The organism is Novosphingobium sp. PhB57 (assembly GCF_004342985.1).
Taxonomy (GTDB): Bacteria; Pseudomonadota; Alphaproteobacteria; order Sphingomonadales; family Sphingomonadaceae; genus Novosphingobium.
This window is the reverse complement of the sequence record NZ_SMBO01000012.1, coordinates 41624-68083: the sequence shown is the minus strand read 5'-3', so window position 1 is coordinate 68083 and position 26460 is coordinate 41624. Positions and strand designations below refer to the sequence as shown.

Below are 26460 nucleotides of genomic sequence, written 5' to 3'. Positions count from 1 at the left end.
ACCCATGCGTTTCAAGGACAAGATCGCCATCGTCACCGGCGGCGGCCGCGACATCGGCAAGTCGGTATCGCAATACCTCGCGCGCGAAGGCGCCAAGGTCGTCATCAACTATCGCAGCAACCGCGAGGAAGCGGCCAGGACCCTTTCCGAGATCGAGGCCGAGGGCGGCACCGCAATCCTCCACCAGGCCGACGTCAGCAATGCCGAGGATGTCGCGGGCCTGATCGCCGCGTCGGTCGCCGCCTTCGGCGAACGGATCGACTTCCTCGTCAACCTTGCGGGCGGCATGGTCGCGCGCAAAACGCTGGCGGAAATGGACGAAGCCTTCTTCGACCATGTGATGGACCTCAATCTCAAGTCCGCCTTCCTCGTCACCAAGGCCGCGCTGCCGCAGCTCGCCAAGGGCAGCGCCATCGTCAACGTCGCCTCACTGGCCGGGCGCGACGGCGGCGGCCCGGGCGCAACCGTCTATGCCACGTCGAAGGGTGCGCTCATGACGCTGACGCGCGGCTGGGCCAAGGAATTGGGGCCGCAGGGCATCCGCGTGAATGCCGTCTGCCCGGGCCTCATCGGCACGAGCTTCCACGACGTGTTCTCCAAGCCCGAGGGCCGCGCCGCTACCGCGAACAACACCCCCCTGCGCCGCGAAGGCCACCCGGACGAAGTCGCCACCACCATCGGCTTCCTGCTCTCCGAAGAGGCGGCGTTCCTGACGGGCGTCAATCTCGACATCAACGGCGGCCTGTTCTTCTCGTAGGCCGTAGCATTCGCAAGGGAGACTAGAGGATGACCCGAAAGGCAAGGATTGCAGCGGCTGTAATGGCAGCGCTGCTCGCGCAGGTCGCAGGGACTGATGCGGCAACGGCCCAGGTAAAGACCCTGGGAATGCCCACCGGCGCCCCGGCATCGCGGGAAGGCGACACCAGCAGGGGCCGCACGGTGCGCACCGATGCAAAGCCGCTCAGCCCCTACAAGATCATCCTGGTCGGGGATTCCACGATGGCGCCGACCAGCGGCTGGGCCTCGATCTTCTGCGCACATCATGTCAAGTCTTCGGTCGCCTGCCTCAATCTGGGGCGCGGCGGCCGCTCGACCCGCAGCTACCGGCAGGAAGGCTCGTGGGACGGCGCCTTGGCCGAGGCGAAAGTGCCCGGCTACCACGCCACTTACGTGCTGATCCAGTTCGGCCACAACGATCAGTCTTCCGCCTCGGAACGCTGGACCGAAATGGACAAGGAATTCCCTGGCAACCTGCGGCGCATGGTCGAGGAAGTCCGCGCCGTTAAGGCCGTGCCCGTCTTGGTCACTCCGCTCACCCGGCGCGAATTCGTGGGCGGCAAGCTCAACAATACGCTGGAGCCCTGGGCCGAGAAGGTCCGCGGCGTGGCCCGCACGCTGAAAGTGCCCCTGGTCGATCTCAACGCCTCCAGCGCGTCCGCCGTACAGCAGATGGGCGCGGAACCCGCGATGGCGCTGGCCCAGACCGCTCCCAACGAGGCCGAACGGGCGGCTGCACGCAGCGGCACCACCCTCAAGCCCCGCACGGCCGAGGAAGCCCGCCTGCCGCCGGTCCCCACCATGCCGGACGGCCCGCACGGGCAGTTCACGCGCAAGTTCGATTATACCCATATCGGCGATGCGGGCGCGGAAGTCTTCGCTGCCCTGGTGGCGCGTGACCTTGCCCGCGCGGTTCCCGACTTGCGCAGCCAGATCGCGCCCTGACTTTCCGCGCGTCGTTCAGCGCACCATTAAGTGCGCTGCATAACTGGTCGGACAATTGCTTCGTTTTGGCATGGAAGCTATTAGGTCTCAAACCTCATGCAGGCGTGATGGAAAGAAAGAAGACACACCATGGCTGACAGGCTGTTCCAGGGCATTGCCGACCAGATCGTTGCCTTGATCAATGAAGGCGCGTTTCCGCCAGGAACGCGCCTGCCGGGCGAGCGCGAACTGGCGGAGCGGTTCAACGTCAGCCGGGTCACGATCCGCGAGGCCGCCATCGCGCTTCAGGCCGTGGGTGTGCTCAAGATCAAGACCGGCTCGGGCATTTACGTTTCGGAACTCAGCGATCGCACCGACGATGCCCTGCCCAAGGTCAGCGCGCTCGAACTGACCGAGGCCCGCTCGCTGTTCGAATCCGAGGCCGCGGCGCTGGCCGCCCCGGTCATTTCGGATGCCACGCTGGCCAAGCTCGACACACTGCTGGAAGCCATGGCGGCCGAGGGCGACGACGAAAAGTCGACCGAGATCGACCGCGAGTTCCACATGACGATCGCTTCCGCCTCGGGCAATGCGGCGATCACCCATGTCATCCACACGCTCTGGCGGTTGCGCACCGAACTGCCGGAAGTGAAGTACACCCACGAAAGCGTCTGTCACCATGACGGCAGGACGCGGCAGGACGAACACGCAGCGGTCGTTGAAGCGCTTCGCAAGCACGACCCGCAAGGCGCGCGCCTTGCCATGCGTCAGCACTTCCAGCGCCTGCTCGCCTCCATGCTGGACGCCACCGAAGAGCACGCCATCTCGGAACTGCGACGCAAGTCGCAGGAAAGCCGCGAGCGTTTCCTGATCAGCGCGAAGATCTGACCCGCACCCGTAATCCGGCACCGCCGTTTCTAACGCGGGCGCCGAAGGCTTCCCGCCATGTCCCGGCGGGTCGGGCGCCGGATGGACCGGCGCCCTGCACTCAGAACCGGTAGCCCAGCGTAACCTGCAACACCGGGTAGACCTTGTAGTCGTTGATATCGTCGTTGACGCTCTGCTGCTCCGCTACGAGATCGGTGGCGAATGTGGAGCAGGGACCAAGAGTGATATCGGCGCAGAGACCGGTGACGGTCAGCGACTTCACCCGGACGCGGCCCTGGAACAGGGCGCCGGCCTCGATGCCCACGGTCAGCCCCTTCGAAAGACCGCCACTGTACCCCAGCGTCAGGGCCGGGGCGAGCTTGTTGATATCCGTTTCGGCGTGGAGCGTGCCGATCGCGGCCGCGGTGTAGGTGGCGCCGTCGATGGTGTAACTGGTGCCGTCGTTCGGTACGCCGGCGCCGCGCCCCTTGTTGCCATTGACGCGCAGACCGCCGGAAATGCGGAAACCGCCGCCGAACGGATAGACATCGACCATGGCACCGCCCGAGCAGAGCTTCACCTTCGTATCGTATCGGGTGTCGTGCGAATGGATGTTGTGACTGAACGAAAAGAAGGTCGCGTTCGCGCGGACGCCGATGATTTCCGACACCCGAAAGCCCGCCTCAGGCCCGATTCCGAGTGTGCCGGCAGTGACGCCCAGGGTGACGCGCGCGTCGTCGCCTTGAGCAAACGCGGGAACGGCGCTCAGGCTGGCGGCTGCAAGAAGGGCTGCTCTAGAATGGGCTCGCACGTGATCCCTTCCCCTTCCACTCCGGCGGAATTTGCCGGGCGTCGCACCGCGATCTTCGATCCACGTCTTTATTGTAGCTGGTCGGCGTCCAGGGGGAGCAGGCGCGATGCGTCCGATTTGGAAAAGATCTGGCCTCAGCCTGGCTGGTGGCCTTGATCGCGGCCGCTGAAAATGCCGGAAATGGGGGCTTTTGATCGGGCTTCGTGGCTGATGTAGCGAAAGCCGAAGGGGATCAATCGAGTGTGGTGCGCGAACGGGCGACCGTCAGAACGGCAACCACCACCAAAAATCCGCCGAGGGCGAGCAGATCGGTGCCCATGTCCGCGAGCACCTGTCCTTTCAGCAGCGATCCCCGGATGATGCGCAGGAAATGAGTGATGGGGATGATCTCACCCAGGACCCGCGCCCAGCCCGGCAGCCCCGCGAAGGGAAACATGAAGCCGGACAGGAACAGCGAAGGCATCATGTAGAACATCGAGATCTGCATGGCCTGAAGCTGGCTGCGCACCACGGTGGAGATCAGATATCCCAGCGCGAGATTGCCGGTGATGAACAGCACGATCCCTACCGTCAGCGCGATCCAGCCGGCGAGAGTCTGCGCCATCGGCACCGAGAACAGCAACCGGGCCAGAGCCAGCACGATCACGGTTTGAACCAGGCCGACCGCGATATAAGGCAGCAACTTGCCGATCATCACCTCGAACGCCGTGGCCGGGGTGGACAGCAGGCTCTCCATCGTGCCTCGCTCCACCTCGCGGGTGACGGCCATGGCGGTCATCATCACCAGCGTCATCGAAAGGATGATCGCCAGCAGGCCCGGCACGATGTTGTACGAGGTGATGCCCTCTGGATTGTAGAGCCGGTGCACCACGACTTCGAAGGGCGCTGGGGACACGGGCTTTGCGGCCGGGCCTCTCAGTTCGGCCCGGAAGGCATTCGACGGCAGAGTCGCGACCGCCGCGGCAACGCCGCCCGCAGCCGTGGGGTCCGTGGCATCGACTTCGGCCAGGATCTGCGCCCGGTCTCCTTTCAGGACGCGCTCGCTGAAGTCGGGCGGGATCGTCAGGGCGAGAGTGATCTCGCCCCGCCGCATCAGCCGGTCCATCTCGGCTTCGGAACCGGGCAAATGCTTCACATCGACATAAGTCGTGCGCTCCAGCGTCGCGACCACGGCATTGGCAAGGCGGCCATGGTCATGGGAGAGCACCGCGGCCGGCATGTGCCGGGGGTCGGTGTTGATCGCATAGCCGAACAGCAGGAGCTGCATCAGCGGCATCACCAGGATCATGGCGTAAGTGATGCGGTCGCGCCGGAGCTGGGTGAACTCCTTAACCATCACGGCCGCGATCCGCGCGAACGACAGGCCGCTCACGATGCGTACCTGTCATCGCTGGTCTTGCCCATCAGCTGGATGAACACGTCCTCCAGCGAGGGTTCGACCTCGTCCCACCGGAACGGCGACTTGCGCCAGGGCGCGATGGCCCGCTCCAGCGCCGCCCTGTCCGTGCCCGAGACATGGACGGCGGCGCCGAAAGCCGAGGCGCTCAGCACGCCGTCCTGATGCTCCAGCTCATGGGCGGCCTTGCCGATATCCGCTCCCTGGCCGTTGAAGGTAACGAGGCCCGAACCCGCAATGATCTCAGCCGCCGTCCCGCGCGCGATGAGGCGCCCGTAGAGGATGTAGCCGATGTCGTGACAGCGCTCGGCTTCGTCCATGTAGTGCGTGGAGACCAGCACAGTCAGCCCGCCGTCGGCCAGGGTGTGGATCTCGTCCCAGAATTCGCGCCGGGCCTTGGGATCGACGCCGGCGGTCGGCTCGTCGAGCAGCAGGAGCCGGGGCTCGTGCAGGGTTGCGGCGGCGAGCGCGAGGCGCTGCTTCCAGCCTCCGGACAACGCGCCCGCCAGCTGACCACGCCGGTCCTGGAGGCCCAGCCGCTCCAGGGCCTGGCCAACGCGGCCCCTGCGGTCGCCGAGTTCATAGACCCGGGCGATGAAGCTCAGGTTCTCCTCGATCGTCATGTCTTCGTAGAGCGAGAAGCGCTGGGTCATGTACCCGGTCTGGCGCTTGATGGCGTCGGTCTGCGAGCGAAAGTCCAGGCCGAGCACTTCGCCTTCGCCGCTGTCGGGCGTCAACAGGCCGCAAAGCAGGCGCAGCGTCGTGGTCTTGCCCGCACCGTTCGGCCCCAGGAAGCCGGTGATCCTGCCCTCCTCCACCCTGATCGAGACGTCCTGCACGACGTGCTTGTCTCCGAAGCTCTTGTTGAGCCCCTTGACGTCGATGGCAGCCTGCGTGTCCGTCATCGGCGCGGCAGGGCCGCGGCATCCGGCGCCACGTCCATCGGTTGGCCGGGGGTGAGCGCGCGCGGGTTGGAGGGCAGAGCCTCCACCAGGAACACCAGCTTCTCGCGGGCATCGACACTGTAGATGACGGGCGGCGTATACTCGGGCCGGTTAGCGACGAATTCCACGGTCGCCGTCATCCCGCCCGCGCAGCCATCGCAGCCGATCACCACCTTGCGGCCCGGGCGGTAGGCGTTGACCCTGCTCTGCGGCACGTAGAACCGCACTTTCACCTCGCCGTCGGGCACGATCGACACGATGGGCGTATTGGCGGGGACGCTCTCGCCGGGTTTGAACATCACATCCTCGATCCGGCCCGCGGCGGGCGCCGGCGGGGAAAGGTCGCTCAATTCCCGCTTCGCCGAGGTAAGGCCCGCTTCGGCCTGCCGCACTTGCGCTTCTGCTGCCGAAATCGCGGCCGAGGCGGACTGAAGCTGGGTTCGTGCGGCGTCGCGCTTGCGCAGGGCGCCCTCATAGGAAGCGCGCGCCTGGTCGAGATCGAGCTGAGCGATCGCCCCCTGCTTCTCCCGCTGCGCCGCTGTCAGGCGGCGCACTTCCGTGCCATAGCGGTCGGCATCGGCCTGAGCGGCGGCAAGATCGGCGCGGGCATGGCCAAGGCCGGCTCTCTGCTGTTCGACCTGGGCGCGATTGGCCGCGATGGTCGCGCGCGCCTGCTCGGTCTGGGCTTCGCGCACGGTCGGATCGACCCGGAACAGCGCGGCACCGGCGTTCACCCGCTGGCCGCGCCGCACCGAAACGCGTGTCAGCGTGCCGCCGACGGGTGAGGACATGTAGATGTCGTCGCTCACGACATAGCCGGTGAACTGCTCGTCACCGGCATGCCGTCCCGGTTTGAGCAGCAGCCAGAGCACGAGGCCCGCCACCACCACGATGGCGGCGATAAGCAACCGGCGGACAGGAAATCGCCCCCCTCTGCGCGGGGAAGTTCCAGGTGCGTCAACCACGCGTTCGCTCCACTTCCTGCTGTTCACGGCGCTCGTCCCAGCCGCCGCCCAATGCCTTGTAGAGCGCGATGGCGTCCTGCGCCGCGGCGGCTTCCGCCTGCGCCAGCCCGTCCTGCACCGAGAGCGCCGTCTGCCGCGCGGTCAGCACATCGGTATAGGCGACAAGGCCGTGCCGATATCGCACTTGCATCGTCTCAGAGGCATCGCGCGCCGCCTGCAGCGAAGTCCGCAAGCTCTCCGCCCGGCGGCGGTCGGCGGCCAGCCGGGTCAGGGCGTCCTCGACATCGCGCAAGGCGCCAAGGACGGTCGACTGATAGGCGAGCAGCGCCTCGTTCGCCTGCGCTTCCCGCAGCCGGACCGTCGCGCGCGAGGCCCCGCCCCCGATCAGCGGCAGCGAAAGCCGCCCGGCGCCATTGGCCGTGATGCTGTCGGTTTCCAGCAGGTGAGTCAGCGACCGCGACGCAAGCTGCAGCGCGCCGGTGAGACTGAACTTGGGATAGAGGTCCGCCGTCGCCACGCCGATATCGGCCGTCGCCGCAGCCAGCTGCCGCTCCGAGGCGCGGATATCGGGCCGTCTCTGCAGGAGATCGGAGGGGAGACCCGCGGGCACGGCGACCGGATCGGGCGGTGCGGCGGGCGCGGCCGCAAGCTGCGCGGCCAGTCCCGTCGGTGCCAGTCCCGTCGGCGCCAATCCGAGCAGTGTGCCCAGCGCGTGGACATGGACCTCTGCCTGCGCCGCCAGATCATCGCGCTGGGCGATCTGGCTCTGGATGTCCTGCTGCTGGCGGCGCGCGTCGAGCGTCGTGACGAGCCCCTTGGCCGAACGCACCTCGATGAAACCGAGCAGGTCACGCGCGGCGGCGATGCTTTCGTCAGCCACAGCGATGCGCCGCTGCAAGGCGCGCAGCTGCTGGTAGGTATTTGCCACTTCGCTGGCGAGCAACACTTGCGCATCACGCTGCGACCAGACCGCCGCGGCCACCCGCGCGCCTGCCGCCTCGTTCGCGCGGCGCTGGCCGCCGAACAGATCGAGTTCCCAGGCGGCGTCGAACCCGGTCTGGAACGTGGCGAAGTCCTCGCCCGCAAGGCCGATGCCCGGGCCACCAGAGCCCGACCCCGTGTTACCCGTGCCGAAATTGGCCAACGCGGATGGCAGGGCATTGCTGCTAAGGCGGGTGTAGCCGGCTTGCGCGCTGGCATTGACGGATGGCCCGCCGGCCGCGCGCGTCGCCTGTTCCTGGGCGCGGGCCTGCTTCACCCGCGAGGCCGCCTGCTGGATATCGAGATTGCCGGCCATGGCGCGGGCCACCAGATCGTCGAGCACGGGATCGCGGAACGCCTGCCACCAGACGGCGGGGTCGTCCGCCGTTGGCGTGGCGGGCTCGGCCGAACTATAGGCGGTGGGCATCTCTACGACAGGAGCGTGATAATCTGGACCGACCGTACAGCCTCCCAGAAGGAGCACTGTAGCTACAACGGCGATTCGAGCGGATGCCATGCCGCAATTCAATCCTACCTATTGACCAACAGGTCAATAATTATATCGTTTTCTGCCTGGGCACGGGATCGGTAGAATCAGGGACCAGACGTGAAGAAGACCACCGAACCGAAACAGGATTCCATGCAGCTTCCCGCCAAGGTCGCGGCGCAAGGGCGGCGTCGGCGCAAGGATGCCCGGCCCAGCGAGATCATCGACGCCGCGCTGGAGGTCTTCGCCGAACATGGCTTCGGGGCCGCCAGGGTGGAAGAAGTCGCGCGCCGGGCCGGGGTCTCGAAAGGCACGGTCTTCGTCTACTTCGCCAACAAGGAGGAATTGTTCAGGGCCGTGGCGCGCAGCATTCTCGCGACTCACCTGAGCCTGCTTCCGGCGCCTTCCGCCGAATTCGCACCGCCCCTGGCCGAATTCGTCCCTGCGCTCCTGCGCAAGGTTGCGGCAACGGCAGGCAGCCAGGCTCCGGCCATGGTCCGCCTGCTGATCGCGGAAGGCTCGCGTTTCCCGGATCTCGCGCAAGTCTGGCACGACGAGGTGGTGTCGAAGGTGCTCGCCCTCGTGACACGGGCTATCGAGCAGGGGCAGCAACGCGGCGAAGTGCGCGCTGGCGATCCGCTGCTCTATGCCATTTCGATCATCGGCCCGATGCTGGCCGGAACCTTGTTCCGCGAAGTCCTGGGTAACACGGGCGCCCGAATGCCCGACCTGCACGAACTCGCGGTGCAGCACGCAGGCGTGGTCCTGAAGGGCATGCTGACCGAGACGGGCGGCTGACCGGCGCCGGAGCGGGTTCCGCGAACCTCGGAGCGCGAATCGCGGCCCGGTCGCCGGGGCCCGGCCTGCGCCGTCTCCAAAGCCACGAAAATCGGCTTCGTCCTTCTAAATGAAGGCAAAAAAGAAGCCTTCCATCACCCTTTTTAGAATGCCCCTTGTGGTTCCATGCGGGATAATGTGCCGCCGGGACGCTCAGATAGGGAGTACGCTGCGATGCCGCCAGGTCGCAAGATCCTGGGACTTGATATAGCTCGGACCGTGGCGATCACCCTGGCGATGCTCAACCACTCCTTCATCGCGACGAACGTTTGGGAAGATTTCTTCGAGCAAAAGCCACATTTTGCATTCGTCGTAAGACTGGCGACTCCCATGTTCATCATTCTGTTCGGCGCCCTGCTGGAGGTCGTCTACAGGAATCGCGCCGATCGCGACGGCATCCAGTCGGTGACGGCCAGATTGTTCGAACGGGCCTTTCTCTGCTGGCTTCTGTACGCCCTGACCTTGATTCCCGTGCTCTGGATGGGAAGGCTGAGCCTGAAAAGCGCGTTTTTCGGCGCATTGCTCGCGGGGAAAATTCCGCTGAGCGACATCCTTCGATACTACGCCATTCTCTTCTTCCTCGCCCCGCTGATCCTCGTGGCCCGGCTGCGCTGGGGCCTGGCGCCGCTGCTGATCGCCTCGACCGCGATCCTGCTTCTGCACCCCCTGTTCGTGCTGCTGCCTGCCCCGCCCCCCAATTTCGCGCACTATGTGCCGGCGCGACTGGCTGACCTGCTTCTGGGCATAGGCGATGCCGTCGCCGGGCCCTCCGTGCTGCACAGCCTGTTTTTCGTCGCCGTGGGCATGCTGATCGGCTGGCTGCTCAGCGAGGACCGGTCGGCGGACGCCGAAGTGAGAAAATCCGTGACCCGGCGCTTCCTCCTCCTCTGCGGGGCACTCGGCGTCGGCGCGCTCGCAACCTATTTCATGGGGCCGGAGAAAGTGACTGCCGAGACCGCAGCGGGAATGGTCCTCAGGAACGCCAACCATCCCTTCTATTTCTTCTGCGGCGCGCTCGGCACCGCGATGATCGTCGCGCTCTGCCGCTCCGTCAGACAAGGCGGCCCCGGCCTTGATCGCGCGACGATGCTGGGTCGGCGCAGCCTGTTCACCTTTTCGGCGGGCAATGCATTCCTGATCTTCGTCACGCGGGATTACGATCAGTCGATCCCGGAAAGACTGTTGCTGAGCGGGTTGTTCTTCGTGGTCGTGGTCGGGCTCGCCGCGCTTTACGACATCGTCATGCAGCCGGACGCTCTCACGTCGCCAAATCCGGTCGTGAGAGTGTCGTCGCGATGGTGGCGCGCGATCACCGATCCGGTGAACCGCCTGCTGCGCACCGCCGCCCTGCGGCTGACGTCCCTGCTCTCATGGGTTCCGATCTTCTCGCAGCGGGAAGTGCAGAGCAGCCAGCGATGATGGACCATCGGCCGGCTGCTCTCGCCGATCAGCGGCGCTTGGTATGAATGGAAGTGCGCGTCTCGATAATCGGTCAAGTCTTGATCAGGAGAAGACTGGTGCCTTTGTTGAAGCACAGACTGGATCACCGCCCGAGATCTCTGGGGGCGCGAAGCCATTGCTCCGGCCTCGATGCATTCCCCGCTTCCGGCCCTGAAGGATGAACCCGGTGATGCAGCCGAAACTGTCCGTGATCCTGGCGGCCTACAATTGCGCCGACTTCGTGGAGCGCTCGATCGGTTCGGCTCTCGATCAGCAGGGGCTCTCGGTGGAAATCGTGGCGGTGAACGACTGCTCGACCGACGCGACACTGGACGTCCTGCAGGCGATCGCGCGCAAGGACCCGCGATTGCGCGTCATCGACAGCAAGGAAAACCTTGGCCCATCCGGCGCCCGAAATCTCGCGTTCGACCATGCCGCCGGTGAATGGGGCGCCGTTCTCGACGCGGACGACGCGCTGGAACCCGGCGCCCTGAGCCGTCTCGTGCAGATTGCCGAAGATCGCGATGCCGACATCGTCGCCGGATCCATCCGCTTTTTCTCGCATCAGCGGCAGGAGATCTCGGGACCCGTCTTCCAGGAGAACGCCCCGATAACGATGCTAAGCCTCGGCGATTTCGTGGAAGCGGCCCGGCCGGCCAACAGGGAGCCGGACTACGGCTTGTTGAAACCTCTGTTCCGGATCGCCTTCCTGAATGACAATGGCCTGCGCTACCGGACCGACATCCGGCACGGAGAAGATTTCCATTTCATCATCGATGCGCTGTCGAAAGGCGCAAAATACGTGCTCGCCCGCGAGGTGCTGAGCTATATCTATACCACGCGGGACTCCGGCCTCAGCCGCACGCGGGTCGACTACAGCCGGATGATCTCGGAGACGGAAAAACTCTCCCGCCGCGCCCCCTTTGCCAGCAATCCCGCCGTCGCAGGCGCACTCACCCGCCGCGCGGACGCGCTCAGGACGCATGAACTGAACGTGCTCTACGGGGATGCACCGAATCTCTCATCGAAGCTGGGAGTCCTGGCGAAATCGCTCAAGAGTTCCGCAGGACAGCACTGGCTGAAAACCAAGATTGTGAAATACGTTGGCCGGTAATCCCTCAGCCCTGGACTCCGGTTTGACGCCGGGCGACCACTCTTCGATGCGCCGCAAGTCGGCGCAGGGCATCGCCATCAACATGAGCGCCCAGGCGGTGCGCTTCGGGCTGCAATTCGTCGTGTCGATCGTCATGGCCCGCCTGCTGGGTCCGACCGAGTTCGGCATTCTGGCAATGGCGGCGCCCCTGTTGGCGTTCGTGGCGCTGTTCGCCGACCTGGGCTTGAGCCAGGCCACCGTTCAGCGGCCGCAGATCACGCAGGCACAGCTCAGCCTCATCTTCTGGACGAGCGCGCTGGTAAGCGTCACGTCCGGCATAATCGTGATGCTGGGCGCGCCGCTTGCATCGATCTTCTACCACGACGCCCGCGTTGCGCCCGTGCTGGTCGCGCTTGGCGCGATCCTGATGCTCACCGGCTTCTACAACCAGCATGTCGCCATCCTCAACCGGCGACTGGCATTCGGTTCACTGGTGGCCGTCGATCTCGGCTCTTACGTCCTCAGTTCGATAGCGGGCATTTCGGCGGCCTTGCTGGGGTTTTCCTACTGGTCGCTCGTGATCAGCCAGGCCACGCTGACGACCACCGCGCTCGTGCTGGCCTGGTCGCTGGCCCGCTGGGTCCCTTCCAGGCCGGGAAAAGCGCCCGAAGCGCGAGAGATCCTGGGCTTTGGAGGCAACGTCACCTCGTTCAACATCTTCAACTATTTTGCCCGCAACCTCGACAACATTCTCATCGGCCGGCACCTCGGCGAGGTTCAGCTCGGCATATACGACCGCGCCTACAAGCTGCTACTGCTGCCGCTCAGCCAGATCACCGGCCCGATCGCCAAAGTGGCGACCCCCCTGCTCTCCCGATTGAACGACGACCGCGAGAAATACTCCAAGTCGTACTTGATGCTCCTGGAGACGATCATACTCCTCACCTATCCCAGCATCGCCGTTACCGGCGTGGGGAGCAAGCTGGTCATCTACACCGTGCTCGGGTCGAAATGGCACGCGGTAGCGCCCATCTTCCAGGTCCTGGCGATAGGAGCGCTCTTCGCGCCCGTCAGCAACAGCACGGGCTGGCTGTTCACCACGCAGAACCGCACGCGCGAGATGAGGAATTTCGGGCTCTTCAGCTCGCTGGCGTTCGTCGGTTCGTTCATCGTGGGACTGCCGTGGGGGATACAGGGCGTGGCGAACGCCTACATCGCCACGGGCTGCGTCCAGGGACCGCTGATCTGGTACGCCGCAACCCGGAAGGGGCCGGTCAGCTTCGGCACCCTGCTGCGAGCCCTATCCCCTTACGCCTTTTCCATAGCGATAACCTCGCTGATGGTGTGGATCTGGACCCAATACCTCACCGTGGGCTGGGTAAACGTCTTCATGCTCCTGGCGGCAGGATACCTTCTCTTCTGGTCCCTCGTCGCCGCCACCCCCCGCGGCCGCGCAACCCTTCTCACCCTCTTAAGCGAAGCTCGGAGACTGATAAAGCGCTCCTGACGGGCGGAATTTGCGGGGCGAACGCGGCAGGTGTGAGGCCCACGCGGGACCGACAGAAGCGATTCGCTTTGGGCCGTTCAAAACGCTGAAGCCGGTACGGCAAGCGCTTTGGCAGATTGGCGAACGCCCAGACAGCGGCCAAACGCCAATCACAGGAAATTGCGTGAACTGTCGTCACGGTAATCTGAGGATGTTCTAAAAGACGCAATGGAGCGGGTAGCGGGAATCGAACCCGCATAGCCAGCTTGGAAGGCTGGAGCTTTACCACTAAGCTATACCCGCCCATCTCAGGGCCAGTCCGGATCGAGGGACTGTGTCCAGCGTCGTGGCAGCCGCTTGCCACGACAGGACCGGCCTCGTCAACGTCTTCCTTGCAACTTGTTGCGAAGGAAAACGGGCTTCGGCCTTAGTGGCCGGGATAATCCAGGAGCGCGTGAGGCGTGATGCCGGCGGTGCGCAGGCGTTCCGCGCCGCCAAGGTCGGGCAGATCGATGGCGAAGAGGGCGTGGTCGACCGTCGCTCCCGCGCGGCGGAGCAGTTCGACGGCGGCCAGCGCGGTGCCGCCCGTGGCCAGCAAGTCGTCGATCAGGATCACGCGGTGGCCCTCTCCCACGGCCTCGGGATCGACTTCCAGCGTGTCGGTGCCGTATTCCAACGCATAGTCGATGGCGATGACGGGGACCGGCAGTTTGCCCGGCTTGCGGATCGAGACGAAGCCCAGGCCCAACCGCGCCGCAATGGCGGCGCCGAAGATGAACCCGCGGGCCTCGACACCGGCGATGACCTCGGCGCCGGAAGCCTTCACGGTCTCCGCCATCAGTTCCACGGCCGCGGCGAAGCCTGGGCCATCGCCGACCAGGGTCGTCACATCGCGGAACAGGATGCCGGGCTTCGGGAAGTCCGGCACGGTGCGCACCAGCGCCTTGATCTCGTCGAGGGTCATGGCCCCACTCCTTAGGTGGCTTGGCGGACAAACGAAAGAGGCCCCCGCCATCGCTGGCGGGGGCCTCTTTCCTCAGGGTTCTGGCGGAAGCCTCAGTGCTTCTTGCCGGCCCAGATGTTGCGGTAGGACATATAGCCCAGGATCGTCGCGAAGAGCAGGAAGCCGAGCACCGGCCAGCCGGTCTGCTTGCGCTTTTCGAGCTTGGGTTCGGCCGTCCAGATCAGGAACGCCGAGACGTCCTTGGCCATCTGGTCCTTGGTGGCCTTGGTGCCGTCGCTGTAGGTCACCTGGCCATCGGCGGTGAGCGGCGGCGGCATCGCGAGGTTGAGGTTCGCGAAGTAGGGGTTGTAGTGAAGGCCATCGGGCGTCTTCGAATCCGGGAACTTCTTCAGAAGCTCGGCCGGCTGGTCCTGATAGCCGGTCAGCAACGAATAGACGTAGGCCGGGCCTTCGTGGCGAGCCTTGGTGATCAGCGACAGGTCGGGCGGGGTGCCCTGGCCGCCGTACATCACCGGCGGGAAGTAGTCGGTCGTCATGCCTTCGCGGGTGTTCACTTCGCCGGTCGCGTTATTGTAGACCGGAACCTGGAAGCCCTTGGCGATGGCCTTCACTTCGGCGTCGTTATAGCCGAGCGCAGCCAGGTCGCGGAAGGCGACGTGGCGGATCGCGTGGCAGACCGAGCAGACTTCCTTGTAGACCTGGAAGCCCCGCTGGAGCTGCTGGCGGTCGAACTTGCCGAAAGCACCGTCGCTGGCGAAGCTCACTTCCTTGGGGAGGAGGTGAAATTCGTGCTCCGCGGTGGCGGCCGGCGGTTCGGTGATCTGCTGGTAGGCCCCTTTGCCGAAGGACCACGCCAGGGCTACTGTGAAGAACAGCCCGACGAGGATCGAGAGAATGCGTGCCATGTCTATCGTCTTTCGCTCTAGCTGTTGATCACGCTTCGCCGTGAACGGCTTCGGTGGCGCCATGGGCAGGGCGCAATTGCGCGCCTTCGTCATGGCCCAGCACCGATTCCGTAATGGAGAAGGGCAGCGGGTCGGGCTTCTCGATGGCCGAGACGATCGGGATGACGATCAGGAAGTGCGCGAAGTAGTAGAGCGCCGCGATCTGGCTGAACATCACGTAGGGTTCGGCCGCAGGCGCACCGCCGCAGTAGAACAGCACCGCCATGGCCGGGATCAGGCCGAAGAAGAAGAACTTGCGATAGAGCGGCCGGTACGAGCCCGAGCGGACCGGCGAACGGTCGAGCCAGGGCAGGAAGAACCACACGAGGATCGCGCCGAACATCGCCAGCACGCCCATGAGCTTGGCCGGGATGAAGAAGAAGTCCTGGGTGAAGGCACGCAGGATCGCGTAGAACGGCCAGAAGTACCATTCGGGAACGATGTGCGCGGGCGTGCTCATCGGGTTGGCCGGAATGTAGTTGTCCGGGTGGCCCAGCGCGTTCGGGAAGAAGAACAGCGCGGTGCAGAACAGGATCGCGAAGACGCCGATCGCCCAGCCGTCCTTGGCTACGTAGTAAGGGTAGAAGGGAACCGTGTCGCTCTCGGTCTTCACTTCGACGCCGGTCGGGTTCGAGGAGCCCGGGATATGCAGCGCCCAGATGTGCAGGATCACCACGCCCACGATGACGAAGGGCAGCAGGTAGTGCAGCGAGAAGAAGCGGTTGAGCGCGGCATTGTCCGGGGCGAAGCCGCCGAGCAGCCACTGCTGGAGCGGTTCGCCCACGAAGGGAATCGCGCCGAACAGGCCGGTGATGACCTTGGCGCCCCAGAAGCTCATCTGGCCCCAGGGAAGCACGTAGCCCATGAAGGCCGTGGCCATCATCAGCAGGAAGATCACGACGCCGAGCAGCCACACCATCTCGCGCGGGGCCTTGTACGAACCGTAGAAGAAGCCGCGGAAGATGTGGACGTAGATGACGACGAAGAAAGCCGAGGCGCCGTTGGCATGCGCATAACGCATCATCCAGCCCCAGTTCACGTCACGCACGGTCTGTTCGACAGTGTCGAAGGCGACCTGCGTATTGGCCGCGTAGTGCATGGCCATGACGATGCCGGTGACGATCTGCAGGACGAGGCAGAGCGCGGCGAGGAAACCGAAGTTCCAGAAATAGTTCAGGTTGCGCGGCACCGGATAGCCGCCGCCGACCGAGTTGTAGACGAGGCGCGGCAGGGGCAGCCTGTCGTCCATCCACTGCATGAAGGGATGGCTCGGTTTGTATTCCTTGGCCCAGGGAAAGCTCATGTTCTTGATCCTCTCTCTTGGCCTCAACCGATCTTTACGACCGTGTCGGTGGTGAACGCGTAGTCCGGAACTTCGAGGTTCTTGGGCGCGGGGCCCTTACGGATACGGGCGGCAGTGTCGTAGGAAGAACCGTGGCAGGGGCAGAAGTAGCCGCCGAATTCACCGCGCGGTTCCCCTTCGCCGGCGCCGAGCGGGACGCAGCCGAGGTGGGTGCACACGCCCATGGTGATGAGCCAGTTTTCCTTGCCTTCCTTGGTGCGTTCCTCAAGCGTCTGCGGGTCGCGCAGCGAGGAAACGTCCACCTTGTTGGCTTCCGTGATTTCATGCGGCGTCAGGTTCCGCACGAAGACCGGCTGCTTGCGGAAGATTGCCTTGATGGCCTGACCGGGCTGGATCGACGAGATGTCGATCTCGGTCGAAGACGCCGCGAGAACGTCCGCGGATGCGGACATCTGGCTGACCAGCGGGACGACGATGCCCACGCCGGCGACACCCGCCGCGCTTACCGCGGCGATATTGATGAAATCGCGCCGCCGCACGCCATCTGCTTCTGCCATGATTGCCCTTGCCTTGTTATTGACAACCTACTCCCGGGATTCCGGTAGCAAGCCCAGATTCCTGACCAATTCTATTTTTTGTCTGGTATCCCCGTAAACGGCCCCCCGTTGACGGTTAGATGCCTCGGGAGCGACCCGAAACGAATACCGACTTTGCGGCCCTGATATACAGGGAAGCCAGCCCTGCCAACCGCCTTTTTGGTTGGGCAGGGATGGATCGTCATCAACAAATTCAAGGTATAACTGTTCGGCGGCGCCCTCTGTCGGGCCGTGAACGGGGCAAGCTCAGGCCAGTCCGATCACCGAAATCTGGCGTCCGTAGCTGGCCTCGGCCCGGTGGGTGGCCCGGCGGTAGGAATAGAAACGCTCCGGCGCTGAATAAGTATCGAGGCCCAGGCGCTCCACCGCGCCGATTCCGGCCGCTTCCAGCCGCGCGGCGACATAGTGCTCCAGGTCGAACTGCCAGTGCCCTTCCCGCCCGGACGAGAAGAAGCGCGCATTGCCGTCTTCCCCGGCCAGAAAGCGGCTACGGAAGCCTTCGTCCACTTCGTAGGAAGCCTGCGAGATGCAGGGGCCGACTGCCGCGACGATGCGCGAACGCGCCGCGCCCAGCGATATCATCCGAGCGATGGTGCTGTCGGTGACGCCGCCGATGGCGCCCTTCCAGCCGGCATGGGCTGCGCCGACGACGCCGGCCTCCCGGTCTGCAAGCAGCACCGGCGCGCAATCCGCCGTGACCACGCCGATCAGCACGCCGGGGCGATCGGTGACGAGGCCATCGGCATGGGGCCGCTCGGCGTCGGACCAGAGCGCCTCTCCCAGGATCAGGCAATCGGGCGAATGCACCTGGTAGACCGAGGCCAGCGGTGCGCCGGGCAGCACGGCATCGGCGGCGCGGCGGCGGTTTTCCGCCACCGCCGCCGGTTCGTCCCCCGAACCGAGGCCGACATTGAGACCCTCGACCTCCCCGCTGCTCACCCCGCCGCGGCGGCCGAGGAAACCGTGCGGCAGCCCTTCCAGCACGCCCGCCCGGTTGACTTCGACAGCCTCGGCCACGGAATCCCCCGCCGATTCAGCCAAGGCTCTTGCTCACCTGTTCGCGCACATCGCGCGAGAGGTTGGGTTCGGCGGCGATCTTCTCGAGTTCCGCGCGCATCATCGCCGCGCGGCCGGGTTCGATCCGGCGCCAGCGCCCGAGCTGCGGCACGAAGCGCGCGGTGGTCTGCGGATTGATCGGGTCGAGCTGGCGGATCAGGTTTCCGATCATCCGGTAGCCCGCGCCGCTGGCGTCGTGGAAGGCTTTCGGGTTCACCGCCGCCGTCATGTAGAGCGCGCGGGCGCGATTGGGGTTGTTCAGCGTGAACTCGGGGTGCCGCGCCAGCGCCTCGATATGTTCCAGGACCTGCGGATGGAACGAGCCTGCCTGCAGCGCGAACCACTTGTCGATGACGAGGGCATTGCCCTGATAGCGGCGCAGGAAATCGGCCAGGGCCTCCTCGCGTTCGGGTCCGTCGAGGTTGCAGAGCACGGTCAGGGCCGACTGGCGGTCGGTCATGTTGTCGGCCGCGCGGTACTGCGCGATGGCGCGGCGCGCGCCCTCGGCGGCATCGCCTGCGGCGATCAGCACCAGCGCCTGGGCCTTGGTCTTGCGCGCGCCGCGGGCGGCGGCATCGCGGCTGTAGGGCAGCGCGGAGACGCGGTCGTGCAGCGTTCCCAGAAGTTCCGCCAGTTCGCCGCCCAGCCAGGCCTTGAGCGCCTCGCGCTCCTCATGGATCGCGGCAGGATCGGCCACGAGCACTTGCTCGGCCAGGTAAGCGACGCCCGGCAGGACCATGAGTTCGCCGCGCATCAGGTCATCCAGCGCCGCGTCGGCCAGCACCGCGGCGAAAGCCTCGCCGATCGCCCGGCGGCCTTCGGCGCGGGCGGCATCCGCAAGCCCGCCGCCCACGGCGGCTACCAGATGCTGCACGACCAGGCTCTGCATCGCCTCGTAACGGGCGAATGGATCGTCGTCGTGCGCGGCCAGGAAGACGAGATCCTCGTTCGAGCGCTCCATGTCGATGGCGACGGGCGCCGAGAAGCCGCGGTTGATCGAAACGACCGGCGGGCGCGCGAAGCCTTCGAAGGCAAAGCTGTCGCTGCCCTTGTCGAGCACGACGAGCTGCTCGCCCGAATGACGGCCGCTGTCGCGATCGAACAGGGCGACGCGCAAGGGGATCGGCACGGGCTGCTTCTCGGGCTGGCCGGGCGTGGCGGGCACGATCTGGGTCAGCGTGAGCGTGGCGGTCTCGCCCTCGTGCGCCAGTTCGACGGCCACTTGCGGAGTGCCGGCCTGAGAGTACCAGAGGCGGAACTGCGCGAGATCGAGCCCGGTGCCGTCCTCGATGGCCTTGACGAAGTCCTCGCAGGTCGCGGCCTCGCCGTCGTGGCGGTCGAAGTAGAGGTCGGTGCCCTGGCGGAACCTCTCGGGTCCGGCCATGGTCCGCATCATGCGGATCACCTCGGCGCCCTTGTTGTAGACGGTGGCCGTATAGAAGTTGCTGATTTCCTGATAGGAATCAGGCCGGATCGGATGGGCGAGTGGCCCGGAATCCTCAGGGAACTGGGCCGAGCGCAGGACGCGCACATCCTCGATGCGCTTCACGGCCTCGCTGCCCATGTCGGCGCTGAACAGCTGGTCGCGCAGGACGGTGAAGCCTTCCTTGAGCGAGAGCTGGAACCAGTCGCGGCAGGTCACGCGGTTGCCCGACCAGTTATGGAAATACTCGTGGCCGATCACGCTCTCGATGCCGTCGTAATCGGCGTCGGTGGCGGTTTCCGGCTCGGCAAGGACGTAGCGGGTGTTGAAGACGTTGAGGCCCTTGTTCTCCATCGCGCCCATGTTGAAGTCCGACACGGCGACGACATTGAACAAGTCGAGATCGTACTCGCGCCCGAAGGCCTGCTCGTCCCACTGCATCGAGTGGATCAGCGAATCCATCGCGTGCCCGGTGCGCTGCTCGTCACCCGGGCGCACCCAGATGTTGAGGTCTACCTTGCGGCCCGAGCGGGTGGTGAAATCGGCATGGTTGGCAACGAGATCGCCTGCGACGAGCGCGAAGAGGTAGCTCGGTTTCGGCCAGGGATCGTGCCACTCCGCCCAGTGCGTGCCGTTCTCGCCCTCGCCCGTGGCGGTGCAGTTGCCGTTGGAGAGCAGGATCGGGAAGCGCGCCTTGTCGCCGCTCATGCGCACCGAATAGGTCGAGAGCACGTCCGGCCGGTCGGGGAAGAAGGTGATGCGGCGGAAACCTTCGGCTTCGCACTGGGTGCAGAGCATGCCGTTCGAGGCATAGAGGCCCATGAGCTGGCTGTTGGCCGCGGGATTGACCGCGGTCTCGATCTCCAGCTCGTGCGCCTCGCCGCTGAGTTCGACCAGCAGGTCGGCACCGTCCATGCGCCAGTCGTTCACGGATTCGCCATCCACGCGGATCGCCAGCGGGGTGAGCTGGTCGCCGTTCAGGCGCAGGGTCGCAGTGCCATTGCCTTGCGGATTGCGGCGGACCGAAAGCGTGGAGAGCACATGCGTCTCGTCGATGCCGAGGCGGAAATCGAGCGCGATCTGCGGCACCAGCCAGGCCGGGGCCAGATAGTCCTCCCGGTGGATGACCGGCGGCGCCTGGGGCGCGGGGGCAGCATCGGCGATCTGCGGATTGGCGTCGGGCGTGGCGGGGGTGCTGGCAATGTCCATGCCGCTAAACTAGAGCCTTGTGCATCGAATGCCAGTCATGGCGCGACGAATTCACACGCGAATCAAGAGGAGTGCCCCGCCGATGCCCGCCGCGATACCGAAGCGACTGTTCATCTTCGGGCTGGGCTATACCGCGCGGGTGATCGCGGATCGGGCCTCGGCCCGCGGCTGGGAAGTGATCTCCACCGGCAGCGAAGGTACCCTCTCCTTCGAAGACGAAGGCAATGTGCGCCTGGCCCTGGCCGATGCCGATCATGTGCTGTCCTCCGTTCCGCCCGGCAAGGAAGGCCGGGGCGAGCCGCTCGATCCCGTGCTGGAGCGCTACGGCGATGCCTTGAAGGGGCTGGCGCTCTCCTATCTTTCCTCGACCGGGGTCTACGGCGACACCGGCGGCGCCTGGGCGGACGAGAGCGCGCCGGTCGGCACGGGGCGGCGCACCACCAGGGCCGAGGCGGACGGCGAATGGCTGAAACTGGGCGCGCGGGTCTACCGATTGCCTGGCATATATGGTCCGGGCCGCTCGGCACTGGACCGGGTTCTCGAAGGCCGCGCGCACCGGATCGCCCTGCCCGCGCAAGTGTTCAGCCGCGTCCATGTGGCAGACATCGCTTCCGGCGTGATCGCCGGCCTGGAAGGACCGGCCGGGGCCTACAATCTGGCCGACGACCTGCCGTGCAGCCAGAATAGCCTGGTGGAGGAAGCCTGCCGCCTGCTCCGCCAGCCGCTGCCGCCGATGCAATCGGTGGAGGAAGCCCGGCTGTCGGCCATGGCGCGGGGCTTCTATGCCGAGAACCGCCGCATAGCCAACGGCAAGGCGAAACGCGTGCTTGGCTGGCGCCTGCGCTTCCCCACTTACCGCGAAGGGCTGCGTGCCCTCAGTGCCACGACCAGCCCGACCGTCGCCAGCGCCGCCCCGGCAATCGCCAGCAGCGACCAGCGATAACCCTCGAACGCGGTCGAGATCAGCATGGCGATGATGATCACCATCACCCCGTTGTAGGCCGCCTTGCCCGCTCCCAGCTGGCGGATCAGCGTGTAATAGAGCGGGAACGTCACCACCGAACCGAGAATGGCCAGATAGGCCGTGCCCATCCAGTATTTCGGATCGGCCGGGATCACCGGCGGGCCGGCCAGAACCCAGGCAATCGCGACATCGGCCAGCGTTCCGTAGAGCATGGCCCAGGACAGCAGGCTCACCATCGGCAGCGCCTTGCCGGTGTCGTTGGCCTGGATCACGTTCGAAACCGAAGCGCACATCATCGCGATCAGCGCGAAGACGGTGCCGAGCAGGACCTTGCCGCCCAGCGGGGCCTCGTGCGCTTCGTGGAGCAGCAGCAGCGCCAGGCCGGCGATGGCGATCGCGCTGCCGATGGCAAAGCGCCAGGTGATCGGCTGGCCCAGCAGGAGGCGCGCCAGGATCGCATTGGGCACCAGCAGCAGCCCGATCATGACCGCGACGATACCCGAAGTGAGGTGCATCTCGGCGCGGTAGACGAAGTTGTAGTTACCGCAGAACTGCGCGACGCCCACGGCCAGAGCCAGCAACTGGCCCGCGGTGCCGAGCCTCAGGCTCTTCTTCATCACCACCGCCACCAGGAACATCGCCGGCGTCGCCAACACGAAGCGCCAGGCAACCGACCAGCTGGCGGGCACTTCCCCGATCTGCCCGGTGATGACGAACCAGGTGGATCCCCAGATCAGCGCGACCAGCAGGAACGGCAGCGCCACGGCAGGCTTCATGAAGCCCGGTACAGGCTCGGCCGCGCCGCTCACAGCCCGGCAATCGCTTGGGCGAGGGCCGCGACATGGTCTTCGCGCGAATCCCAGGCAGTGACGAGGCGGGCGGCGTGATCGCCCCAGTCGTAGAACGCGAAGCCCTGTTCGCGCAGCGCCAGCCGCTCCGCCGCGGTGGACGTCAGGAATATCTCGTTGGCTTCCACCGGATGCAGCAGGCGGGCCCCGGCGGCGACGGCGATCTCGGCGGCAGCCGCATTGGCCGCGAGGGCATTGTCCAGCCAGAGGTCGCTTTCCAGCATGGCCAGGATCTGCGCCGCCAGATAGCGGCCCTTCGATTGCAGGTGCCCTGCCCGCTTGCGGCGGAAGCGCACTTTCTCCGCCATGGAGCGATCGAAGAACACGATAGCCTCCGCGCTCATGGCGCCGTTCTTCACCATGCCGAAGCTGAGCGCATCCACGCCGCCCGCCGTCGTCTCCGCGCTGCCGCCGAGAAACGCCGCGGCATTGGCGAAGCGGGCGCCGTCCATGTGCAGGCCCAGCCCTCGATCGCGTGCGAAATCGGCAAGGGCCGCCAGTTCGTCCGGCCGGTAGACGCGGCCATATTCGCTGGCCTGGGTGATCGAGATCGCATGGGGCTGCACCTGGTGCACGCCGTCGCGAATCGGGTCGATCACTTCGGCGATGGCATCGGGCGCGATCTTGGCGCCCTCTCCGCCGGCCAGCAGCAGCTTGGCGCCGTGGAGATAGAAGCCGGGCGCGCCGCCCTCGTCCATCTCGATATGGGCCTCGCGGTGGCAGATCACCGCGCCGTGCGGCTCAACCATGGCGGAGAGCGCCAGGCAGTTCGCCGCCGTTCCCGTCGCCACCCAGAGCGCCGCGCAGTCACGCCCGAACAGCGCGGAAAAGCGCGCGTCCAGCTCCTGGCTCAGCCCATCGCCGTCGTAAGGCGAATCGGGAGCGTCTGCCGCCATCATGGCTTTCCAGACCTTCGGGTGGACCCTTGCGGCGTTGTCGGAGAGGAATTTCATGACCATATGCCCTGTAAGCGGACGCACGCGCCGTCAAGCGGACCTTTTCAGGAGACATGTCCATGGTAGGCGTCACCATCACCAAGCACGAGACCGCAACCGGCGGCGAATACCAGGCGCACCTTGCGGACAGCGACGCCACCGGCCAGCTGACCTGGCAGACTCGCGACGGCGTCCACTATGCCGACCACACCTTCGTTCCTTCGGAAATCGGCAATCGCGGCGTGGCGGCACGGCTGGTCGAGGCGATGGTCGCCGACGCGCGGGAGAACCACTTCAAGATCGCCCCTTTGTGCAGCTACGTGGTCGCGGCCTTCCGGCGGCATCCCGAATGGGAAGACGTGAAGGCCTGATTCTCCGAGCGCATGCCTCGGCGAAGGCGTCGTCTGCCTCGGCCGAGGAGCCTCGTCTGCCTTAGCTGAAGCCGCGCGCGAGCCAGTCCTGCGCGAGGCCGGCCAGGAAGGCCGAACCGCGCGGGAGGGCGCTTTCGTCCACCATCATGCGGGTGGAATGGATGCCGCAGCAGTGCTTCCAGTCCGCGCCTTCCGGGGCAACGCCCAGGAAGAACATCGCGCCCGGCACCTTTTCAAGCACATAGGCGAAGTCCTCCGCGCCCATGATCGGATCGGGCAGGCGCCGGAACGCCTCGCTGCCGAACAGGTCCCGGGCCACGGCCTCTCCCAGGGCCACCGCGCGCGGATCGCAGATCGTCACCGGGAAGCCGTCAAGGATCGTCGTGCCGCCGGTCAGCCCATGCGCCCCGGCGATTCCCGCGACCAGCCGCGGCAGTTCGTCCTTCAGCCGCGCGCGATTCTCACGCGAGAGCGTGCGCATCGTGCCGGTCAGCCGCGCGATGTCGGGAATGACGTTGTGGGCGCTGCCCGCCTCGATGCGGGCGATCGTCACCACCACCGGATCGAACACGCTGAAACGCCGCGCCACCATGGTCTGGATCGCCGAGACCACTTCGCAGGCGACGGGCACGGGGTCCGCCGTGTCGTGCGGCATCGAGGCATGGCCGCCGCGCCCGGTAACGGTGATGCGCAATTCGTCGGCCGCCGCCATCAGCGGTCCGGCGCGCCCGCCGATGACGCCATGCGGGGCATTGGGCATGATGTGGAGCGCGAAGGCGGCATCGGGCAGAGCCCGGTCCTGCCCCTCGCCGCCCAGCAGCCCATCTTCCAGCATGAAGCGGGCGCCGTGATGGCCTTCCTCCCCCGGCTGGAACATGAAGCGCACTTCGCCGGGCAGGCTTTCCGCGCGGGCGGCCAGGATTTCCGCCGCCCCCGCCAGCATGGCGACATGAGTGTCGTGCCCGCAGGCATGCATGACGCCGGGCACGGTCGAGGCGAAGTCCAGCCCGGTTTCCTCGGGCATGGGCAAGGCATCGGTATCGCCGCGCAGGAGCACACAGCCGCCGCTTCCCGCGCCGCCCTTCAGCGTGGCGACGAGGCCCGTGGTCGAGGGTCCCTCGCGCCATTCGAGCGGGAGATGGGCCAGCGCCGCGCGGATCTTGTCGCGCGTCCTGGGGTTGTGCAGCCCGATCTCGGGTTCGGCGTGAATGGCGCGGCGCAGCGCGACGATGCGATCGGCGAGGCCCGCAGCCTCCTTGGCCAGAGTGTTCGCGGTAGAGAGCATCGGGGCATGATACCCCTCCAGCCGCGCCTGTCGAGCGTCAGGTCACGGCCGAATCGGCCACGGGCAGATCGCCCTCGGGATCGGGCATGATGCTGATCTCGTTCCGGTCGATCTGCTGGAGCGTGCGCCAGGCCATAAGGCCCATGACGATGTAGGACACGGCGCCGCCCACCGCGACCGCCCAGGCCGCACCGCTGGGCCCCACGGGAAGCAGGAACACCAGCCCCACGGCCAGGCCGATCAGCGCGATCAGGCGGGCCACCAGCGAATGCCGCGCCCGGCCGGTGGCATGGAGCACCGGTTCGAAGGCGACACTGGCAAGGTCGAAACTGGCCGCCAGCGTCAGGGGCACGAGGATCGCGGCGCCCTGTTCGAAATCGTCGCCGCCGATCACTTCCAGCATCTGCTTGCCCAGCAGCACCGCCACCGTGACCACCACGATCCCGGCCAGGCCGGCGATCTTGCTGGTCTGGAGCGCCAGCTTGCGGAACTCCGCCGCGGCCGAGGAGACGCGCGCGCGCGCCACTTCGGCATAGACCGAGCGCGTCAGCAGCGAGGACAGCTTGCTCAGCGCCTGCGACAGCTGCGAGGCGAGGCGATAGAGACCCGCCGCCTTGGTGCCGACCCAGGCGCCGACGATCAGCAGCGGGCCGTTCTTCATCGCCGCATCCAGCGTGGACGCAACGTAAGTCTGCATGAAGAAGCGCGTGACGCCGGGATTCTCGTCGATCGCCTTGCGCCAGTTGCGCAAGTTCGAAAGGTTCACGGCCTCCGGGCAGAGCCGGCGCGCCATGATCCAGTAAAGCAGCGCTTCGAGAATATCGATCGCGGCCCAGGCGAACAGGAACCGGCCGACGCTGGGGCCGGTCATCCAGATGACGAGCGACGCCGCCAGCCGGCCGCTGGGCACGATCGCCTCTACATAGACGGCCATGTCGAAGCGGTTGAGCGCGCGGACGATGCCGGTAGGCGCGGAGACCAGCGCCCAGAGCGAACCCACGCAGAACCAGAAGGCCACGTCGATGAAATGCGGGTTCAGCTCCAGCATATGGGCGAAGCCGTAGATCAGGACCGCCGCCAGCCCGCAGCCGATGATCGCGCCCACGGCATCCAGCAGGCCGCAGAGCATGCCCAGGCGGCCCAGCTTGCCCCAGTCCTTTTCATGGACGTGCTCGCTGCCGTAGCGCACCACGACGCGCCAGGTCTGGAAGCTGGCCAGCGCGATCAGCGCCTGCGCCGTTCCGAAGATCAGCGAAAAGTGGCCGAAATCCTTGAGGCCCAGCGAACGGGTCTGGATGGCGAGGTAGGCAATGCCGCAAACGGCGCCGAAACCTTTGCCGCCCAGCAGCCAGGCAGTGTTCTGGAGTATCCGCCCTAGCGGAGATTTGCTCTCACGGCGGTGAAATTTGGCGGACATCGCGGCTGCATGTGAACGAGGGGGAAGGGACTTGCAAGCTGTGCCGATCAGGGATGTCCCCATGCTGAATGAATTAATACCCGCGACCCCGGCTCAAGCCTTTCCCGCCGCATCTTTTCCTTTTGGCCGGCAATCCC

Annotated in this window: 24 protein-coding genes and 1 tRNA gene; 9 read left to right on the top strand and 16 right to left on the bottom strand. The window is 66.0% G+C overall.

The features are described 5' to 3' along the window. The first annotated feature begins 4 nt into the window (after positions 1-4). The 3 genes from EDF58_RS22960 to EDF58_RS22950 all read left to right on the top strand — a co-directional run bounded on the left by EDF58_RS22960 (position 5) and on the right by EDF58_RS22950 (position 2589). The gene (locus EDF58_RS22960) at positions 5-757 is read left to right on the top strand and encodes a glucose 1-dehydrogenase (protein ID WP_132269792.1); all 753 of its coding nucleotides are present in this window, start codon (positions 5-7) and stop codon (positions 755-757) included. A gap of 29 nt (positions 758-786) precedes the next feature. Continuing rightward, the gene (locus EDF58_RS22955) at positions 787-1722 is read left to right on the top strand and encodes a rhamnogalacturonan acetylesterase (RefSeq protein WP_132269790.1); all 936 of its coding nucleotides are present in this window, start codon (positions 787-789) and stop codon (positions 1720-1722) included. A gap of 129 nt (positions 1723-1851) precedes the next feature. Continuing rightward, the gene (locus EDF58_RS22950) at positions 1852-2589 is read left to right on the top strand and encodes a FadR/GntR family transcriptional regulator (RefSeq protein WP_132269788.1); all 738 of its coding nucleotides are present in this window, start codon (positions 1852-1854) and stop codon (positions 2587-2589) included. A 100-nt stretch (positions 2590-2689) separates the two neighbouring features. Here the strand turns inward: EDF58_RS22950 and EDF58_RS22945 are convergent, their stop codons facing one another. The 5 genes from EDF58_RS22945 to EDF58_RS22925 all read right to left on the bottom strand — a co-directional run bounded on the left by EDF58_RS22945 (position 2690) and on the right by EDF58_RS22925 (position 8182). Further along, positions 2690-3379: a hypothetical protein gene (locus EDF58_RS22945; protein WP_132269786.1), complete on the bottom strand. Its 690-nt coding sequence runs from the start codon at positions 3377-3379 to the stop codon at positions 2690-2692. Positions 3380-3611: 232 nt separating this feature from the next. Beyond that, complete coding sequence (locus tag EDF58_RS22940; protein ID WP_132269784.1) at positions 3612-4751, bottom strand: ABC transporter permease; 1140 nt, start codon at positions 4749-4751, stop codon at positions 3612-3614. Further along, positions 4748-5680 (bottom strand): ABC transporter ATP-binding protein, encoded by a 933-nt coding sequence (locus EDF58_RS22935; RefSeq protein ID WP_132269782.1) that lies wholly within the window; start codon positions 5678-5680, stop codon positions 4748-4750. The genes EDF58_RS22940 and EDF58_RS22935 overlap by 4 nt, the downstream gene beginning before the upstream one ends. Next, entirely contained in the window at positions 5677-6627 is a 951-nt protein-coding gene (locus EDF58_RS22930) for an HlyD family efflux transporter periplasmic adaptor subunit (protein WP_132269781.1), read from the bottom strand. The genes EDF58_RS22935 and EDF58_RS22930 overlap by 4 nt, the downstream gene beginning before the upstream one ends. A 49-nt stretch (positions 6628-6676) precedes the next feature. Further along, on the bottom strand, positions 6677-8182 hold the full coding sequence (locus EDF58_RS22925; RefSeq protein WP_132269779.1) for an efflux transporter outer membrane subunit: 1506 nt from the start codon (positions 8180-8182) through the stop codon (positions 6677-6679). Between the two features lie 90 nt (positions 8183-8272). Here EDF58_RS22925 and EDF58_RS22920 point away from each other — a divergent pair, with 90 nt between their 5' ends. The 4 genes from EDF58_RS22920 to EDF58_RS22905 all read left to right on the top strand — a co-directional run bounded on the left by EDF58_RS22920 (position 8273) and on the right by EDF58_RS22905 (position 13029). Then, a complete protein-coding gene (locus tag EDF58_RS22920) occupies positions 8273-8950 on the top strand; it encodes a TetR/AcrR family transcriptional regulator (protein WP_132269777.1) in 678 nt (225 codons plus the stop codon). A gap of 165 nt (positions 8951-9115) precedes the next feature. Next, the gene (opgC, locus tag EDF58_RS22915) at positions 9116-10408 is read left to right on the top strand and encodes an OpgC domain-containing protein (RefSeq protein WP_132269775.1); all 1293 of its coding nucleotides are present in this window, start codon (positions 9116-9118) and stop codon (positions 10406-10408) included. A gap of 211 nt (positions 10409-10619) precedes the next feature. Beyond that, complete coding sequence (locus EDF58_RS22910; RefSeq protein WP_243654457.1) at positions 10620-11543, top strand: glycosyltransferase family 2 protein; 924 nt, start codon at positions 10620-10622, stop codon at positions 11541-11543. 46 nt (positions 11544-11589) lie between these two features. Next, positions 11590-13029 (top strand): lipopolysaccharide biosynthesis protein, encoded by a 1440-nt coding sequence (locus EDF58_RS22905; RefSeq protein WP_132269771.1) that lies wholly within the window; start codon positions 11590-11592, stop codon positions 13027-13029. 208 nt (positions 13030-13237) lie between these two features. Here the strand turns inward: EDF58_RS22905 and EDF58_RS22900 are convergent. From EDF58_RS22900 to pepN, 7 genes are all read right to left on the bottom strand, one after another. After that, positions 13238-13311 (bottom strand) — tRNA-Gly (locus EDF58_RS22900). Positions 13312-13435: 124 nt separating this feature from the next. Then, positions 13436-13972: an adenine phosphoribosyltransferase gene (locus EDF58_RS22895; RefSeq protein WP_132269769.1), complete on the bottom strand. Its 537-nt coding sequence runs from the start codon at positions 13970-13972 to the stop codon at positions 13436-13438. A 92-nt stretch (positions 13973-14064) separates the two neighbouring features. Beyond that, positions 14065-14877 carry a cytochrome c1 gene (locus EDF58_RS22890; RefSeq protein ID WP_132269767.1) on the bottom strand — a complete coding sequence of 271 codons (813 nt, stop codon included), beginning with the start codon at positions 14875-14877 and terminating at the stop codon, positions 14065-14067. Positions 14878-14905: 28 nt separating this feature from the next. Further along, the gene (locus EDF58_RS22885; RefSeq protein WP_132269765.1) at positions 14906-16219 is read right to left on the bottom strand and encodes a cytochrome b N-terminal domain-containing protein; all 1314 of its coding nucleotides are present in this window, start codon (positions 16217-16219) and stop codon (positions 14906-14908) included. A 23-nt stretch (positions 16220-16242) separates the two neighbouring features. Continuing rightward, a complete protein-coding gene (gene petA / locus EDF58_RS22880) occupies positions 16243-16776 on the bottom strand; it encodes a ubiquinol-cytochrome c reductase iron-sulfur subunit (protein WP_132269763.1) in 534 nt (177 codons plus the stop codon). 285 nt (positions 16777-17061) lie between these two features. Further along, positions 17062-17832, bottom strand: coding sequence for a peptidoglycan editing factor PgeF (pgeF, locus tag EDF58_RS22875; protein WP_132269808.1), 771 nt, complete (start codon positions 17830-17832; stop codon positions 17062-17064). 16 nt (positions 17833-17848) lie between these two features. Continuing rightward, complete coding sequence (gene pepN, locus EDF58_RS22870; protein ID WP_132269761.1) at positions 17849-20503, bottom strand: aminopeptidase N; 2655 nt, start codon at positions 20501-20503, stop codon at positions 17849-17851. Between the two features lie 82 nt (positions 20504-20585). Between pepN and EDF58_RS22865 the strand changes: the two genes are divergently transcribed. Then, positions 20586-21446, top strand: coding sequence for an SDR family NAD(P)-dependent oxidoreductase (locus tag EDF58_RS22865; protein WP_132269759.1), 861 nt, complete (start codon positions 20586-20588; stop codon positions 21444-21446). Here EDF58_RS22865 and EDF58_RS22860 read toward each other — a convergent pair. Further along, positions 21356-22243, bottom strand: a complete 888-nt coding sequence (locus EDF58_RS22860; protein WP_132269806.1) for a DMT family transporter — start codon at positions 22241-22243, stop codon at positions 21356-21358. The two genes, EDF58_RS22865 and EDF58_RS22860, sit on opposite strands and share 91 nt — an antisense overlap. A 29-nt stretch (positions 22244-22272) precedes the next feature. Beyond that, the gene (locus tag EDF58_RS22855) at positions 22273-23268 is read right to left on the bottom strand and encodes a beta-eliminating lyase-related protein (RefSeq protein WP_132269757.1); all 996 of its coding nucleotides are present in this window, start codon (positions 23266-23268) and stop codon (positions 22273-22275) included. Between the two features lie 62 nt (positions 23269-23330). Between EDF58_RS22855 and EDF58_RS22850 the strand changes: the two genes are divergently transcribed. Beyond that, positions 23331-23621 carry a GNAT family N-acetyltransferase gene (locus EDF58_RS22850; RefSeq protein WP_132269755.1) on the top strand — a complete coding sequence of 97 codons (291 nt, stop codon included), beginning with the start codon at positions 23331-23333 and terminating at the stop codon, positions 23619-23621. 61 nt (positions 23622-23682) lie between these two features. On the opposite strand, the gene EDF58_RS22845 is transcribed toward EDF58_RS22850, so the two are convergent. Further along, positions 23683-24906, bottom strand: coding sequence for a M20 family metallopeptidase (locus EDF58_RS22845; protein ID WP_132269753.1), 1224 nt, complete (start codon positions 24904-24906; stop codon positions 23683-23685). A 37-nt stretch (positions 24907-24943) separates the two neighbouring features. Next, entirely contained in the window at positions 24944-26323 is a 1380-nt protein-coding gene (locus tag EDF58_RS22840) for a lipopolysaccharide biosynthesis protein (RefSeq protein ID WP_132269751.1), read from the bottom strand. Positions 26324-26460: the final 137 nt, after the last annotated feature.

Coding starts and splice junctions, on each gene's coding strand:
- EDF58_RS22840 (WP_132269751.1), bottom strand. CDS start 26,323: ATGTCCGCCAAATTTCACCGCCGTGAGAGCAAATCTCCGCTAGGGCGG.
- pepN (WP_132269761.1), bottom strand. CDS start 20,503: ATGGACATTGCCAGCACCCCCGCCACGCCCGACGCCAATCCGCAGATC.
- EDF58_RS22895 (WP_132269769.1), bottom strand. CDS start 13,972: ATGACCCTCGACGAGATCAAGGCGCTGGTGCGCACCGTGCCGGACTTC.
- EDF58_RS22950 (WP_132269788.1), top strand. CDS start 1,852: ATGGCTGACAGGCTGTTCCAGGGCATTGCCGACCAGATCGTTGCCTTG.
- opgC (WP_132269775.1), top strand. CDS start 9,116: ATGCGGGATAATGTGCCGCCGGGACGCTCAGATAGGGAGTACGCTGCG.
- EDF58_RS22845 (WP_132269753.1), bottom strand. CDS start 24,906: ATGCTCTCTACCGCGAACACTCTGGCCAAGGAGGCTGCGGGCCTCGCC.
- EDF58_RS22865 (WP_132269759.1), top strand. CDS start 20,586: ATGCCCGCCGCGATACCGAAGCGACTGTTCATCTTCGGGCTGGGCTAT.
- EDF58_RS22935 (WP_132269782.1), bottom strand. CDS start 5,680: ATGACGGACACGCAGGCTGCCATCGACGTCAAGGGGCTCAACAAGAGC.
- EDF58_RS22855 (WP_132269757.1), bottom strand. CDS start 23,268: ATGAAATTCCTCTCCGACAACGCCGCAAGGGTCCACCCGAAGGTCTGG.
- EDF58_RS22905 (WP_132269771.1), top strand. CDS start 11,590: ATGCGCCGCAAGTCGGCGCAGGGCATCGCCATCAACATGAGCGCCCAG.
- EDF58_RS22955 (WP_132269790.1), top strand. CDS start 787: ATGACCCGAAAGGCAAGGATTGCAGCGGCTGTAATGGCAGCGCTGCTC.
- EDF58_RS22860 (WP_132269806.1), bottom strand. CDS start 22,243: ATGAAGCCTGCCGTGGCGCTGCCGTTCCTGCTGGTCGCGCTGATCTGG.
- petA (WP_132269763.1), bottom strand. CDS start 16,776: ATGGCAGAAGCAGATGGCGTGCGGCGGCGCGATTTCATCAATATCGCC.
- EDF58_RS22850 (WP_132269755.1), top strand. CDS start 23,331: ATGGTAGGCGTCACCATCACCAAGCACGAGACCGCAACCGGCGGCGAA.
- EDF58_RS22960 (WP_132269792.1), top strand. CDS start 5: ATGCGTTTCAAGGACAAGATCGCCATCGTCACCGGCGGCGGCCGCGAC.
- EDF58_RS22910 (WP_243654457.1), top strand. CDS start 10,620: ATGCAGCCGAAACTGTCCGTGATCCTGGCGGCCTACAATTGCGCCGAC.
- EDF58_RS22885 (WP_132269765.1), bottom strand. CDS start 16,219: ATGAGCTTTCCCTGGGCCAAGGAATACAAACCGAGCCATCCCTTCATG.
- EDF58_RS22925 (WP_132269779.1), bottom strand. CDS start 8,182: ATGGCATCCGCTCGAATCGCCGTTGTAGCTACAGTGCTCCTTCTGGGA.
- EDF58_RS22890 (WP_132269767.1), bottom strand. CDS start 14,877: ATGGCACGCATTCTCTCGATCCTCGTCGGGCTGTTCTTCACAGTAGCC.